The organism is Streptomyces sp. NPDC048637 (assembly GCF_040650675.1).
GTDB lineage: Bacteria > Actinomycetota > Actinomycetes > Streptomycetales > Streptomycetaceae > Streptomyces.
Genome location: NZ_JBEZHQ010000050.1, coordinates 42,220 through 56,930, shown reverse-complemented (window position 1 = coordinate 56,930; position 14,711 = coordinate 42,220). Strand labels below are relative to the sequence as shown.

Below are 14,711 nucleotides of genomic sequence, written 5' to 3'. Positions count from 1 at the left end.
GACGGGCCTCCGGGGCAGGGGTGTGGACTGCTTCGCTTTACGTCCACACACCAGCCCCCTCCGGCCCGTCCCCTCCCGTTGGGGGATGGGGAAAGGCCGGTGGGTGTGGCACGTCAGTGGTCCGGTGCGCCGTGTGAATCAGGGGGAAACCGGCCCCTGAACGCTCGCCCCCAACCAACCTTTCCCCTTTCCACCCATGGGAGGGGACGGGCCGGAGGGGTAGGGGTGTGGGACGTAAAGCGAAGCAGTCCCACACCCCTGCCCCGGAGGCCCGTCACCGGCACCCGACAGCCCCGCGCAGCGGCACCGCCCGCCGCAGGCGCAACGGCGAGCAACACCCACGGCGGGACAGCCGAAAACGTGGGATGGCAGCCAATGGCGGGGAGGGTGAATGTCACCAGGTTTTGGAGGCCGGTCCCGGCCGGACGAAGGCCGGGCCACCGTCGGTGCACGGGCGGTGGCGGCGCGCGCCGGAGGGCCGCACCCGTGCTGCCGGCCCTCCCGCCGCCGTACGGATTGTCCGTGCGGCTGGTTACGCTGATCAGTGCGCGCACAGGTGCGTGACGCGGCACATAACGCAGGGGAGCAGTGACGTGGCGGTACGAGCGGTCCGCGGGGCCGTCCAGCTGGAGCGGGACGACGCGGGGCACATGCAGGAGCAGGTCGGCGAGCTGCTCACCGCCATCCTGGAGCGCAACGACCTGCGTGCGGACGACCTGATCAGTGTGTGGTTCACCGCCACCCCCGATCTGCACAGCGACTTCCCGGCCGCCGCCGCGCGCGCCCTGGGCATCACGGACGTCCCGCTGATCTGTGCGCAGGAGCTGGACATCACCGGCGCCATGGAGCGTGTGGTGCGGGTGCTCGCCCATGTCGAGACCGATCTGTCCAAGGCCGGGATCGCCCATGTCTACCTCGGCGCGGCCGGGTCGCTGCGGAAGGACATCGCGCAGTGAGGACCGCACTCGTCATCGGAACGGGCCTGATCGGCACCTCGGCCGCGCTCGCGCTCCATGCGCGGGGCGTCCAGGTGTTCCTGGAGGACCACGATCAGGCCCAGGCCCTGACGGCCGCCGCGCTCGGCGCGGGCACCGCCGAGGCGCCCCCGGGGCCGGTCGATCTGGCCATCGTGGCCGTGCCGCCGGCCCATGTCGCGACGGCGCTGGCGGACGCGATGCAGCGCGGGGTGGCCCGCGCCTACATCGACGTCGCCAGCGTCAAGGGCGGCCCGCGCCGTGAGCTGGAGACGATGGGCCGCGATCTGTCCGGCTACCTCGGCACCCACCCGATGGCGGGCAAGGAGCGCTCCGGCCCGCTGGCCGCCACCGCCGATCTCTTCGAGGGCCGTCCCTGGGTGCTCACCCCGACCCGCGACGGCGACACCGAGGTGCTCAACCTCGCCCTGGAGCTGGTCGCGCTGTGCCGGGCCGTCCCGGTGGTGATGGACGCGGATGCGCACGACCGCGCCGTCGCCCTCGTCTCGCACACCCCGCAGCTGCTCTCCAGCCTCGTCGCCGCCCGCCTCAAGGGCGCCGACGACACCGCCGTACGCCTCTGCGGGCAGGGCATCCGGGATGTGACGCGGATCGCAGCCTCCGAGCCCGCGATGTGGATCGACATCCTGTCGGCCAATCCGGGCCCGGTCGCCGATGTCCTGGCCGAGATCGCCGCCGACCTGGACGAGACCGTACGGTCCCTGCGCGCCCTGGAGTCCGCCGACGAGGAGAAGCGCGGCGGCGGCGTCAGCGGTATCGAGGACGTGCTCCGCCGCGGTAACGCCGGCCGGGAGCGGGTGCCCGGCAAGCACGGCGCCGCACCGGCCACGTACGAGATCGTCGCCGTCTACATCGGTGACCAGCCCGGTGAGCTGGCCCGGATCTTCGCCGACGCCGGCCGGGCCGGGGTCAATATCGAGGACGTCCGCATCGAGCACGCCACCGGTCAGCAGGCGGGCTTCATCCAGCTCATGGTCGAGCCACAGGCGGTGCCGGTGCTGACCGCGGAGCTGCGGGAGCGGGGCTGGTCCATCCGGCAGTGACACCGTGGACGGCACCGTGCGGGTGAGCCAGTAACCTTGTCCGAGGCCCTTATGGCCCTTGGACCCCCGCCCCGTGTACAAGAAAGGTGTTCGTCACCGTGGAAACCGCCGCTCGGACCGCCCCGGCAGCAGTGATTGTCGCCATCGACGGCCCCGCAGGCACGGGCAAGTCCAGCACGTCCAAGGCCGTCGCCGCCAAGCTCGGCCTCGGCTACCTCGACACCGGCGCCCAGTACCGTGCGATCACCTGGTGGATGCTGACCAACGGGATCGACGTCAATGACGCGACCGCGGTGGCCGACGCCGCCGCCAAGCCCGTGATCGTCTCCGGCACCGACCCGGCCGCCCCGACCATCTCGGTCGACGGCCTGGACGCCGCGGGCCCGATCCGCACCCAGGAGGTCACCGCCGCGGTCAGCGCGGTCAGCGCCGTTCCCGAGGTGCGGACCCTGATCACCGACCTGCAGCGCAGCATCGCCGCCGAGGCGCCGCACGGCATCGTCGTCGAGGGCCGGGACATCGGCATCACCGTCCTGCCCGACGCCGACCTCAAGGTCTTCCTCACCGCCTCTCCCGAGGCGCGGGCGGCCCGCCGCAGCGGCGAGCTCAAGGGCAAGGAGGCCGCCGACCTGGCCGCCACCCGCGAGGCGCTGGTCAAGCGGGACGCCGCCGACTCCGGCCGGAAGACCTCCCCGCTGGCCAAGGCGGACGACGCCGTCGAGGTGGACACCACCGAGCTGACGCTGGACCAGGTCATCGAGTGCGTGGTCACCCTCATCGAGGGCGCCGGCGCCGAAAAGGCGGGGCGGGTCGCCCGGTGACCGACAGCGGCAGTGCGCCGAGCGCGGCGGGTGCCGCGGTCGGCCGGCGGATCGGCATCGGCCTGATGTACGGGCTGTGGCGGCCGCGGGTGCTGGGCGCCTGGCGGGTGCCGTCCGCCGGCCCGGTGATCCTCGCCGTCAACCACTCGCACGGTATCGACGGCCCGATGCTGATGGGCACCGCGCCCCGGCCGGTGCACTTCCTGATCAAGAAGGAAGCCTTCGTCGGCCCGCTGGACCCGTTCCTTCGGGGCATCGGGCAGCTGAAGGTGGACCGCGACACCGCCGACCGCAAGGCGATCACCGAAGCCCTCGGGGTGCTGGCGCAGGGCGGCGTGCTGGGGATCTTCCCGGAAGGCACCCGCGGCGAGGGCGACTTCGCCTCCCTGCGGGCGGGCCTGGCGTACTTCGCGGTGCGCTCCGGGGCCCCGGTCGTGCCGGTGGCGGTGCTCGGCAGCACGGAGCGGCACAGCCGGCTGACCCCGGCCGTGCCGCCGCTGCGGTCCCGTGTCGATGTCGTCTTCGGCGACGCCTTCGAGGCGGGCGACGGCAGCGGGCGGCGCACCCGTAAGGCGCTCGACGAGGCGACCGTACGGATCCAGGAGCGGCTGACCGCCCACCTGGCAGAGGCCAGGCGCCTGACCGGGCGCTGAACCAGACTTGAGTAGTGGGGCGCGGACGAGCGGCCCACCGATCACGATGATGAACGAGGAACGGACTTCATGAACGACCAGATCCCTACCGGCGACGAGCACGGTGCGCTTGGCGACGCCGAGTACGCGGAGTTCATGGAGCTCGCCGCGGAGGAGGGCTTCGACCTCGAGGAGGTCGGGGGCGACATCGCCGCGGCCGGCCACGGCCCGCTGCCCGTCCTCGCCGTCATCGGCCGCCCCAATGTCGGCAAGTCGACCCTGGTGAACCGCATCATCGGCCGCCGGGAAGCGGTCGTCGAGGACAAGCCGGGCGTCACCCGCGACCGCGTCACCTACGAGGCCGACTGGAACGGCCGCCGCTTCAAGGTCGTCGACACCGGCGGCTGGGAGCAGGACGTCCTCGGTATCGACGCTTCCGTGGCGCTGCAGGCCGAGTTCGCCATCGAGGCCGCGGACGCGGTCGTCTTCGTCGTCGACGCCAAGGTCGGCGCGACCGACACCGACGAGGCCGTCGTCAAGCTGCTGCGCCGGGCCGGCAAGCCCGTGGTCCTGGTCGCCAACAAGGTCGACGGCCCGTCGGGCGAGGCCGACGCCGCGATGCTGTGGTCGCTGGGCCTCGGCGAGCCGCACCCGGTCTCCGCGCTGCACGGCCGGGGCACCGGCGACATGCTCGACGCCGCGCTGGACGCCCTGCCCGAGGCCCCCGCGCAGACCTTCGGCACGGCCCTCGGCGGCCCCCGCCGGATCGCGCTGATCGGCCGTCCGAACGTCGGCAAGTCGTCGCTGCTGAACAAGGTCGCCGGCGAGGAGCGGGTGGTCGTCAACGAGCAGGCCGGCACCACCCGTGACCCGGTCGACGAAATGATCGAACTGGGCGGCAAGACCTGGAAGTTCGTGGACACCGCCGGTATCCGCCGCCGGGTGCACCTCCAGGAAGGCGCCGACTACTACGCCTCGCTGCGCACCGCGGCGGCCGTCGAGAAGGCCGAGGTCGCCGTCGTCCTGATCGACGCGTCCGAGTCCATCAGCGTCCAGGACCAGCGCATCATCACGATGGCCGTGGAGGCCGGACGCGCCCTGGTCATCGCCTACAACAAGTGGGACACCCTCGACGAGGAGCGCCGCTTCTACCTGGAGCGGGAGATCGAGCGGGACCTCGTGCAGATCCCGTGGGCGATGCGGGTGAACGTCTCGGCGCGCACCGGCCGGCACATGGAGAAGCTGGTTCCGGCGATCGAGACCGCGCTGGCCGGCTGGGAGAGCCGTATCCCCACCGGGCGGCTGAACGCCTTCCTCGGTGAGATCGTCGCCTCCCACCCGCACCCGATCCGCGGCGGCAAGCAGCCCCGCATCCTCTTCGGCACCCAGGCGGGCACCAAGCCGCCGCGCTTTGTCCTCTTCGCCTCCGGCTTCCTGGAGGCCGGCTACCGCCGCTTCGTCGAGCGCCGGCTGCGGGAGGAGTTCAGCTTCGACGGGACGCCGATCCACATCTCCGTGCGGGTGCGCGAGAAGCGCAGCAAGAAGAAGTAGCGGCGGTTCCTTCCCGGGCCGTGCGGACGATCAGCGTCCGTGCGGCCGGGCGTCCCGCTGTGCCGGTGGCAGCGCCGCCGGGACATGCCCCCGGGGGTGGTAGGGCTGCCGGCTCACGACCTCCCAGTGGCCCGCGGAGCCCGGGGTACGGCTCCAGCTCCCGCGCAGCGACTCCGGGAGCTCCGGCTCGTCCGTACGGTCCCCGGGCAGGGCCCGGAAGCTGCGGCGCCACTCGGCGTACAGCGCGTCATAGATCGGCGTGGCCGACCCATGGTCCGTGGTGTGCGTCGTCCCGTGTTCGTGCGACGGGCGCATGCCGGGGATCGGGTGGGTGTACTGGGCGCGGGAGGAGGGGTCGTATGCGTGCACGTATGTGCCAACGACCCTGGTGGCCGCGGGATGCGGCTTTCCTGCGGAAATGGCTGATCGCGGGGTCATGACCGTCCGGATTGGCGGTCCTGCCCCCGCGATCGGGTCCGGTGGACTGTCAGGTACCGGCCAGCGGGATCTCCGCGGCGACCAGGGCGCCCTTCGCCGCGGCGTCCTCCAGCGCCTGTCGCATCAGGTCCTCGCGGGGCTGGTGGCCGATGGTGCCCGCGGGCGCGGCGTACAGCACCACGGACTGCGCCTTGTTGGCCGCGGCGCGCCAGCCGTCGGAGACGGCCAGCGGCTGGTGGGCCTGCCACCAGGCGGACTGCTGGCCGGAGCTGCCCGGCTGCAGGACGGCGTGCAGCTTGCCCATGGCCAGCAGCGCGGACCAGCCCGGGTTCGGGCCGGGGAGCTGGTTCATGTCCGTCACCGGGTGGAAGCCCTGCTCCAGCAGCAGCGGAAGGAAGTCGTCGTCCGGGCCGACCGAGCCGGGACGGGCGATCGGGCCGTCGGGCTCGACCACCAGGGCCGGGCGCAGGTCGGCCTCGACGAGCACCAGACCACAGGTGATCCCGAGGGTCGCCTGGCGGGGAGTGGTGGGCACCGGGACGCCCGGGGACGGCTCCGATCCGGGGGTGCGGGGGGCGGCGTCCTCTCCGGTGATGGAGCGCACGGCTCCCTGGAGCTGCTCCTCCGACACCGGGACGACCTGCGAGGGGATGCAGGTGGCATGGGCGAACGCGAGCACCGCGGTCTCCTCGCCCACGAACAGGACGGTGCTGGTGCGCTCCTGGTCACTGTCTCCGGGGGTCCGGCAGGAGGTGCAGTCATAGCTGCCGGGGGCGTCGCCACCGGCCAGCAGGCGGTCGGCTTCTTCGTCGCCGATCTCGGCGCGAACGTCGTCGCTGACGTCGAGCATGCGCGGCACGGGTGGCTCCTCGATCTCTGTGCGTCTGCCGGGTGGTCTCCCGGCTCGTACAAGGACAACGGGTGACCTGCGGCAGGAGTCACGCGAGGACGGGAACAGAATCGAACCAATCGCCGCACAGCGGAAAACCAAGGAAAGCTGTCCCAGAAGCGGTCACTTAACGCCAACTCTTGCGCATAACGTGGCGCAGTCGGCGGCGTTCCGTACGCCGGACCGGGTGGGACCGGGGCGCTGAGGGCGTGGCACGCTGGTCAGCGCCCGAGGGCTGCTTACCGTCACCGGCTATGTCGGACAACTCTTCGGCGCCACGGCGCTTCGTGGGATCCGTCGGGCTGCTCACCGCGGCGGCCGCTGCCCTGGTCCTGGGCCTGCCCGGGGGCGCCGCCGCCGACGGGCCGGACGGCGGCGGTGACGGCGGCAAGGCCTCATACACCTGCGCCGGTGACCAGTGGCCCTGGGGCTGCCTCGCCGAGTGCGAGAGCAGCGGTGACTGGCACATCAACACCGGCAACTCCTTCTACGGCGGGCTCCAGTTCCACCAGCCCACCTGGGAGGCGTTCGGCGGCCTCGCCTTCGCGCGGCGCGCCGACCTCGCCTCCCGTGACGAACAGATCGAGATCGCGAAGAAGGTCCAGGCCGCCCAGGGCTGGGGCGCCTGGCCCGAGTGCGCCCGGCGCTACGGGCTGACCGCCAAGAGCCGGACCCATGCCGTACGGCGCGGGGAGACGCTCGGCGAGATCGCGCGCAAGTACCGGGTGAAGGGCGGCTGGCAGGCGCTCTACAAGGCCAACCGGACGGCCATCGGCCGGAACCCCGACCGGCTGTCGATCGGCACCAGGCTGCGGCTTCCGTAGGGGGAGACACCCCCAGTTACAGGGTGCGTGTGGTGCTGCCCCACGGGCCGGCGGCTGACACCCGAACCCGCGGTGAGGGGCCTCGCCCTCGGCGTCGAGGAGCGCGGCGACGTCCAGATGGGACCCGGCGCGGATCGGGTGGGCGCGTCGGCGTCCCCCACGTCGGACATCAGGAGCAGCATCAGCAGCCAGCGGCCCTTGGAAGCGGCTGCGGCTGCGCAACCGCTGGGAAGGGTGGACGCGGGCGCCGTTCACCAGCGAGAGCCGTCGGCATGCCTCGCTCTGGGAGAAGACCGCCGGCTGACCGGAGGCGACGTGCCCGGCCCGTCCCGGATCGGGGGGGCGGAGGGGATTTGTGGCCTAAGGGTTCCATGACCCGGTTACCGATGGACTAACTCTTTCGGAACAACTTGGCGAAAGGCCCAACCAGGAGCCCCGTTTCGCGGTCCTTCCCTAGTGCAGGGGGCCGCCTCGCGCCATCAGGAGGGGAGCGCGAAGTGGTCCACGGGGAGACCAGGCACGACCGGAAGACCAGGGGACACGGGGACGGATGCACATCTCATTCCTGATTCATAATGCCTACGGCATCGGGGGGACGATCCGGACGACGTTCAATCTGGCGCGTACGCTCGCCGAACGGCATGACGTCGAGATCGTGTCCGTACTGCGCCACCGCGACGACCCGGTCTTCGACCTGGGCCCGCGGGTCGCGCTGCGGCATCTCGTGGACCTCAGGGAGAACAGCCCGGGCCACGACGGCGCGGACCCCGAGCATGCCCGTCCCGCCAAGGTCTTCCCCGCCGCCGAGGGCCGCTTCGGCCAGTACAGCGAGCTCACCGACCGCCGGATCGCCCAGCATCTGCGCCGGACGGAGGCGGATGTGGTGGTTGGCACCCGGCCCGGCCTCAATGTGCACATCGCCAAGCAGGCGCGCCGCGGCCCGGTGCGGATAGGCCAGGAGCACCTCACCCTGGACACCCACAGCCGGGAGCTCAAGCTGGCGCTGCGCGGCGCCTATCCGCGCCTCGACGCGGTCACCACCGTCACCGAGGCCGATGCCCGCGCCTACCGCCGGACGCTGCGGCTGCCCGGTGTGCGCGTCGAGGCGGTGCCCAACAGTGTGCCGGCGTCCGCTCTTGCGCCCGCCGACGGCAGCGGCAAGTGGGTCGTCGCGGCGGGCCGGCTCGCCCGCGTCAAGCGCTACGACGTCCTCATCCGGGCCTTCACCCAGGTCGCCGCGGAGCGCCCCGACTGGCGGCTGCGGATCTACGGCGGCGGCGCCGAGAAGGCCACGCTGCGCGCCCTGATAGACGAACTGGGTCTGTACAACCACGTCTTCCTGATGGGCCCGGCCAATCCTCTGGAGCCCGAGTGGGCCAAGGGCTCGATCGCCGCGGTCTCCTCCAGCCTGGAGTCGTTCGGGATGACCATCGTCGAGGCCATGCGCTGTGGTCTGCCGGTCGTCGCCACCAACTGCCCGCACGGGCCGGGCGAGATCATCGACGACGGGGTGGACGGCCAGCTGGTGCCGGTCGGCAATCCGGAGGCGCTGGCCGGCTCGCTGCTGAGCCTGATCAACGACGATGCCGCCCGCAAGCGGATGGGCGTGGCCGCGCTGGCCTCGTCGGCGCGCTTTGACCCCGCCACGGTCGCCGGGCGCTATGAGGCGCTCTTCGGGGAGCTGCTCACCCGCAGGCGCGGCAGCCGATGGCACAGCAGCCTGCATCGTGCCCGCGGAGCCCTGCTCAGCGGCGCATACGCCACCAAGGATGCGGCCCGCGCCGCGCTGAGAGGGGTGCGGACGGTATGACGGCGTCGAGCCAGTTGACCGTGACCGGACACAAGACGAAGGAGTCCTCTGCCATCGATCAGGAACCCAAGGTTCCGGCGAGCACGGGACCCGAGGGCCCCGAGCGGCCGGGCGAGCGGGGCGGCGGGGCGGCGCCGGTGGAGCTGCGGGCCGACTGCATCGCGGACTCCGCGGGCGGTCTCACCTTCGACCTGAACGCCCCTGAGGACACCCCCACCACCTGGAGCGCGGCGCTGGTACTGCGGCTGCGGGGCGGCGACGGCGCGGACGACGAGGTGCGGCTGCCGCTCGGGCCGAACGGTGCCGGGCGGCTGCGCGCCGTACTGCCCAGCACCGTGGCGCTCGCCGAGGGCCGCTGGAACGCCTATGCCGACCTCGGCGACGGGGACCCCCGGCGCCTGCTGCCCGGCGTCCACGATCTGCGGTCGCTGGTGGACCGCCGGCCGCTGGCGGGCATCGGCCGGCTCGGTGTGCGCATCCCGTACGCGACGAAGTTCGGCAATCTGGCTCTGCGCAGCTGGCTGCGCGGCCCGCACGCCGAAGCCGGTGACATCCTTGTCGGGCCCGACGGCATGACGGTCTCCGGCCGGCTCTACGGTGCCGTCCCGGGCGCCGGTGCCCGTGCGGAGGCCCGTGCGCGCCGTACCCCGGCGTCCCCGGACGCGGCACCGGCCCCCGTCACTGCCCCGCTGACCATCAAGGGTGCGGAGTTCACCTTCACGCTGCCCTACGAGGAGCTGGCCGGCCGCTGGGAGCAGGGCAACGAGCCATGGGACCTGTGGCTGTGCCCCGCCGAGGGCGCCCGGCCGGTGCGTATCGCCCGCCTCCTGGACGATGTCGCCGACAAGAAGCAGGTGTTCAGCTACCCGGCGCTGCCGGTGCCGGCCGCTGCGGGGGAGCTCAGGATCGGCCCGTATTACACGCTCGACAACGACCTGGCCCTACGGGTCGCCGGGCCGGGCGAGAGCTGACGGAGCGCCGCCCGCGGGCCCGGTCCCGTATCGAGGACCGTGCCTGTCCGCAAGGGCTGCGAGACTCGGGCCATGTTGGAGACCTCGGCACGTCTGCTTCGTCTGCTCTCCCTGCTGCAGGCTCACCGGGAGTGGTCCGGCGCGGAGCTCGCCGGCCGGCTCGATGTCACCCCGCGCACGGTGCGCCGGGACATCGACCGGCTGCGCGAGCTGGGCTATCCCGTCCACTCCGCGCCCGGGACGGCCGGCGGCTACCGCCTCGGCGCGGGCGCCGAACTCCCGCCGCTGCTGCTGGACGACGACGAGGCGGTGGCGGTCGCGGTCGGGCTGCGTACCGCCGCGGCCGGCGGTGTCGACGGCATCGAGGAGGCCTCCGTACGGGCGCTGGCGAAGCTGGAGCAGGTGCTGCCGCACCGGCTGCGGCGCCGGGTCGGTGCGCTGACCGCCTTCACCGTGCCGATACTCGACGCGGGCGGCCCCCGGGTCGATCCGCACACCCTCACCGAGCTGGCGCACGCCTGCCGGGACGGCCAGCGGTTCCGCTTCGACTACACCACCCATGACGGCACGGTCTCCCGCCGCACCGTGGAACCGCACCGCCTGGTCTGCGCCCGGCGCCACTGGTACCTCGTCGCCTGGGATGTGGACCGCGCGGACTGGCGCACCTTCCGTGCCGACCGCATCACCCCCACGCCGCCGCACGGGCCGCGCTTCACGCCCCGTACGCCCCCGGCCGAGGACCTCGCCGCGTATGTCTCCCAGGGCATCTCCACCCGCGTCTACGCGCGGCAGGCCACCGTGCTGCTGCATGCCTCGCTGGAGCGGGCCGCGGAGCGCCTCAGCCCGGCCGCCGGAGTGCTCGAAGCGGTCGACGAGCAGCACTGTCTGCTGCGAACCGGGGCGCACAGTCTCGAACTGATGGTGCTCCACATCGTGCTGACGGGCTTCGACTTCGAGGTCCGTGAGCCGCCGGAGCTGGTCGATCAGGTCCGGGAGGTCAGGGACCGGCTTGCCCGGGCGCTGGCACCGGCACCGGCTGCTTCCCCACCTCCGGGTGGTGCAGATCGAACGCGGGGGACTCGGAGCGGATCTTCGGAAGGGTCGTGAAGTTGTGCCGGGGCGGCGGTGAGGAGGTCGCCCACTCCAGGGACCGGCCGAAGCCCCAGGGGTCGTCCCTCGTGATCCTGGTGCCGTAGTGGGTGGTTTTCCAGACGTTGTAGAGGAAGGGCAGCGTGGACAGGCCGAGCAGGAAGGAGCCGACGGTGGAGAAGGTGTTCAGGGCCGTGAAGCCGTCGGCGGCCAGATAGTCGGCGTACCGCCGTGGCATGCCCTCCACCCCCAGCCAGTGCTGGACGAGGAAGGTGGTGTGAAAACCGACGAACAGCGTCCAGAAATGGATCTTTCCCAGACGTTCGTCGAGCATCTTGCCGGTGAATTTCGGCCACCAGAAGTAGAAGCCCGCGTAGGTGGCGAAGACGACCGTCCCGAAGACGACGTAGTGGAAGTGGCCGACGACGAAGTACGAGTCGGTGACGTGGAAGTCCAGCGGTGGTGAGGCCAGGATGACGCCGGTCAGCCCGCCGAACAGAAAGCTCACCAGGAACCCGATCGACCAGAGCATCGGCGTCTCGAACGACACCGAGCCGCGCCACATGGTGCCGATCCAGTTGAAGAACTTCACCCCGGTCGGCGCCGCGATCAGGAACGACATGATGGAGAAGAAGGGCAGCAGCACCGCCCCGGTCACGAACATATGGTGCGCCCAGACCATCACCGACAGGGCCGTGATGGCCATCGTCGCGCCGATCAGCATGACGTAGCCGAAGATCGGCTTGCGGGAGAAGACCGGGATGATCTCCGTGATGATGCCGAAGAACGGCAGCGCGATGATGTAGACCTCGGGATGGCCGAAGAACCAGAACAGGTGCTGCCACAGCAGCGCCCCGCCCCATCGCGCGTCGAAGACGACCGCCCCGAACTGCCGGTCCGCCTCCAGCACCAGCAGCGCGGCCGCCAGCACGGGGAAGGCCATCAGCACCAGGATCGACGTGAAGAGGATGTTCCAGGTGAACACCGGCATCCGGAACATCGTCATGCCGGGCGCCCGCAGCACGATGATCGTGGTGATGAAGTTGACGGCACCGAGAATGGTGCCGAATCCGGCGAGCGCCAGGCCCATGATCCACATATCGGCGCCGATGCCGGGGGAGCGGACCATCGAGTTCAGCGGGGCGTAGGCCGTCCACCCGAAGGCCGGGCCGCCGAAGGGCGTCAGGAAGCTGCCCAGCACGATCAGGCCGCCGAAGAGGAAGAGCCAGTACGAGAGCATGTTCAGCCGCGGGAAGGCCACATCGGGCGAGCCGATCTGCAAGGGCATGATCTCGTTCGCGAAACCGGCGAACGCGGGGGTGGCGAACAGCAGCAGCATGATCGTGCCGTGCATGGTCACCGCCTGGTTGAACTGCTCCGCGTCGATGATCTGCAGCCCGGGACGGGCCAGTTCGGCGCGCATCACCATCGCCAGGACGCCGCCCACCAGGAAGAACCCGAACGCGGTGATCAGGTAGAGGTGCCCGATCTTCTTGTGGTCGGTGGTCGTAAGCCAGTCCACCAGCACCGAGCCGCGGCGCCGCGCCCTGGGGGGCCGGATGTTCGCCCGGTCGGTGTCCGTAACCATCCGCTGCACCTCGTTCGTCGAACGTGGACTGGGGCCCGGGTCATGATGCTCGCGCGTGGGACGCAGTGCGAGAGGGCGCTCCGGGCCGTTCCGGTGGGATCCGGCGGGGCGGTGGACGGCGGGTCCGGGGAGGGCGCGGGTCCGGTAAGCGGGGCGATGGGCGATGTGCGGAAAATGTGTGTGGAGTGTGTCTCGTTGGCCAATTTCCGGACGGCCGATAAAGGCCGCCGGGTAAAGGAAATCCCGAACTGACAGGGGATTGTTTTCGGACGGCGCGTCGCGTTGACCGGATGGACTGCGTCCGTTCCGTGTTCGATCAAGGCGGAATTCCGGCCGATAGATTTTCCACCCGGTTGCGCGGTCACGCGGCGCGTATGGGTGACGGAAGTTCCGGCAAACGCCGGAACATGTGCTGTGACACAAGTGTGACCAATGCCGGACCCGGAGGTCACCGAGGTGTGCGAGGGCGGGCCTTCCACGCACCGCCGCGGACGCTTACGGTGGCTGTCATGGACGCACTGAACCTCCCGGACAACCCTCAGGACGACATCGAGGCGTATGTCGGCCTCGCCCAGCAGGACGCCGAGGAACAGGCGAGAGAGCGGGGCTGGACCACCGTCCGCTCGCTGCCGCCGGGCGCGATGATCACGATGGAGTACCTGGCCGGCCGGCTCAACTTCGAGGTCAAGGACGGCGAGGTGCACCGCACCTGGCAGGGCTGAGCACCGCTGCCGACGACGAAGGCCCCGGCCGCTCCCAGGAGCGGCCGGGGCCTTCGCTGCGGGGTTGGGGGTGTGTGCGTACCGGCCCCGCGGCTGGTGGGGCGGTCAGCCGCTTCCGGTGCGGCCGCGCCCGGACGTCGGGCTCATCGGTGTGGTGCGCGGAACGCGGTCCGCGTGCGGCGGCCGCCGGCTGCCCGCCGGGGTGGCCGGAGTGCGCTCCGAGCGGATGGAATACGGGCGTGACGGGTGGTGCGACCAGCCGTCCGGGGTGTGCCCGGAGGCGGAGCGGCCGCCCGTACCGGCGGCGATCGTCTCGCGTACGAGCACCTCGCCGTCGGAGGCGATGCGCTGCCGGGACACTCCCGGCGCCGGCGAGCCGACCGGCAGCGGGCCACGCAGCGAATCGGGGCGCAGCCGCAGCCACAGCCGCAGCAGGATGCCCATGAGACGGTCCTCGAACCAGGTGATCCCCGGCTCCAGCCAGGGCATCGCCAGCAGCACCAACAGCCCCGCGGCCCAGCCGAGCAGCACATCGCTGACCCAGTGCGTACCGAGGTAGACGGTGGTCATGCCGACACCCAGCGCGCCCAGCGCGGCGATCACCGACAGCGTGCGGCGGCGCAGCGAGGTGGTCGCCAGGTAGGCCAGCACACCCCAGGTGACCACGGCGTTCGCGGTGTGACCCGACGGGAATATGTCGCCGCCGAGCCCCATCTCGTGGGCGCCGACCACGGTCGCGTAGTGCGGGCCGAGCCGGCCCATGCCGAGCTTGGCGGCGCCCACGGTGACGTTCAGCAGCAGCAGTGAGGCGCCGAGCACCAGCAGGGGGTGGAGGTTGCGCTGACGCCAGCAGCGCCAGCCCAGCCAGGCGGCCACCGCCACCGCGGTCGGTCCGCGCTGGCCCAGTACAACGAAGTAGTCGAGGAAGGCATGGATCTCAGGCCACTGCTTGTAGGGCCTGAAGAACATGACTTGCCAGTCGAGCGTGACCAGCCAGGAGGTGGCCAGCACCCCGACCACGATCGCGAGATACACCGCCAGCGTTCCCCAGAGCAGCCACAGGCGGGTCCGGGTCATGCGGGGTGGTCGGACGCGATCGGTCGGGCGCTGCTCCTCCATCTGGTCGAGCTTGTCATCGGTACGCACTCAATCGACGTTACCGCGTGTGATGTAGCTGCTTGGTCAAACTGTGCGCTTTGTAATGACGATGTGATGTGGAATGTGTCTCAAACGGGGCTTCACCGCAGGGATTTGGAACGGAATTCCCGGTGATTCTCAATCCCTTCCCGGCGTGCGCGTGTCGGCACCATGAGCGCCTTATCTGCTTTTCCCCTCCGG

Annotated in this window: 14 protein-coding genes and 1 pseudogene; 11 read left to right on the top strand and 4 right to left on the bottom strand. The window is 71.3% G+C overall.

Translation table 11 applies throughout. The features are described 5' to 3' along the window. Positions 1-593: 593 nt before the first annotated feature. The 5 genes from aroH to der all read left to right on the top strand — a co-directional run bounded on the left by aroH (position 594) and on the right by der (position 5,042). The gene (aroH, locus tag AB0C46_RS36695) at positions 594-956 is read left to right on the top strand and encodes a chorismate mutase (RefSeq protein ID WP_362833398.1); all 363 of its coding nucleotides are present in this window, start codon (positions 594-596) and stop codon (positions 954-956) included. Continuing rightward, positions 953-2,038 carry a prephenate dehydrogenase gene (locus AB0C46_RS36690; RefSeq protein WP_362833396.1) on the top strand — a complete coding sequence of 362 codons (1,086 nt, stop codon included), beginning with the start codon at positions 953-955 and terminating at the stop codon, positions 2,036-2,038. The genes aroH and AB0C46_RS36690 overlap by 4 nt, the downstream gene beginning before the upstream one ends. Before the next feature lie 86 nt (positions 2,039-2,124). Beyond that, on the top strand, positions 2,125-2,859 hold the full coding sequence (gene cmk / locus AB0C46_RS36685) for a (d)CMP kinase (RefSeq protein WP_362833395.1): 735 nt from the start codon (positions 2,125-2,127) through the stop codon (positions 2,857-2,859). Continuing rightward, complete coding sequence (locus tag AB0C46_RS36680) at positions 2,856-3,512, top strand: lysophospholipid acyltransferase family protein (protein WP_362833393.1); 657 nt, start codon at positions 2,856-2,858, stop codon at positions 3,510-3,512. Before cmk ends, AB0C46_RS36680 begins: the two co-directional genes overlap by 4 nt. Before the next feature lie 69 nt (positions 3,513-3,581). Next, positions 3,582-5,042, top strand: coding sequence for a ribosome biogenesis GTPase Der (der, locus tag AB0C46_RS36675; protein WP_362833391.1), 1,461 nt, complete (start codon positions 3,582-3,584; stop codon positions 5,040-5,042). A 30-nt stretch (positions 5,043-5,072) separates the two neighbouring features. On the opposite strand, the gene AB0C46_RS36670 is transcribed toward der, so the two are convergent. Further along, positions 5,073-5,411: a hypothetical protein gene (locus AB0C46_RS36670; protein ID WP_362833390.1), complete on the bottom strand. Its 339-nt coding sequence runs from the start codon at positions 5,409-5,411 to the stop codon at positions 5,073-5,075. Between the two features lie 118 nt (positions 5,412-5,529). Further along, a complete protein-coding gene (locus AB0C46_RS36665) occupies positions 5,530-6,339 on the bottom strand; it encodes a hypothetical protein (protein WP_362833389.1) in 810 nt (269 codons plus the stop codon). Between the two features lie 284 nt (positions 6,340-6,623). On the opposite strand from AB0C46_RS36665, the gene AB0C46_RS36660 reads away from it, so the two are divergent. From AB0C46_RS36660 to AB0C46_RS36640, 5 genes and pseudogenes are all read left to right on the top strand, one after another. Continuing rightward, entirely contained in the window at positions 6,624-7,193 is a 570-nt protein-coding gene (locus AB0C46_RS36660; protein WP_362833388.1) for a transglycosylase family protein, read from the top strand. Positions 7,194-7,401: 208 nt separating this feature from the next. Continuing rightward, positions 7,402-7,497: pseudogene (locus AB0C46_RS36655) on the top strand (SAM-dependent methyltransferase); the annotation flags it as partial. Positions 7,498-7,743: 246 nt separating this feature from the next. Next, a complete protein-coding gene (locus tag AB0C46_RS36650; protein ID WP_362833387.1) occupies positions 7,744-9,003 on the top strand; it encodes a glycosyltransferase family 4 protein in 1,260 nt (419 codons plus the stop codon). Then, on the top strand, positions 9,000-9,974 hold the full coding sequence (locus tag AB0C46_RS36645) for a hypothetical protein (protein ID WP_362833386.1): 975 nt from the start codon (positions 9,000-9,002) through the stop codon (positions 9,972-9,974). Before AB0C46_RS36650 ends, AB0C46_RS36645 begins: the two co-directional genes overlap by 4 nt. Before the next feature lie 72 nt (positions 9,975-10,046). Continuing rightward, a complete protein-coding gene (locus AB0C46_RS36640) occupies positions 10,047-11,081 on the top strand; it encodes a YafY family protein (protein WP_362833385.1) in 1,035 nt (344 codons plus the stop codon). Here the strand turns inward: AB0C46_RS36640 and ctaD are convergent. Beyond that, a complete protein-coding gene (gene ctaD, locus AB0C46_RS36635; RefSeq protein ID WP_362833384.1) occupies positions 10,972-12,651 on the bottom strand; it encodes a cytochrome c oxidase subunit I in 1,680 nt (559 codons plus the stop codon). The genes AB0C46_RS36640 and ctaD overlap by 110 nt on opposite strands. A gap of 509 nt (positions 12,652-13,160) precedes the next feature. Here ctaD and AB0C46_RS36630 point away from each other — a divergent pair. Then, on the top strand, positions 13,161-13,373 hold the full coding sequence (locus AB0C46_RS36630; RefSeq protein ID WP_362833382.1) for an I78 family peptidase inhibitor: 213 nt from the start codon (positions 13,161-13,163) through the stop codon (positions 13,371-13,373). A gap of 105 nt (positions 13,374-13,478) precedes the next feature. On the opposite strand, the gene AB0C46_RS36625 is transcribed toward AB0C46_RS36630, so the two are convergent. Further along, positions 13,479-14,519 carry a phosphatase PAP2 family protein gene (locus AB0C46_RS36625; protein ID WP_362833381.1) on the bottom strand — a complete coding sequence of 347 codons (1,041 nt, stop codon included), beginning with the start codon at positions 14,517-14,519 and terminating at the stop codon, positions 13,479-13,481. Between the last annotated feature and the right edge of the window lie 192 nt (positions 14,520-14,711).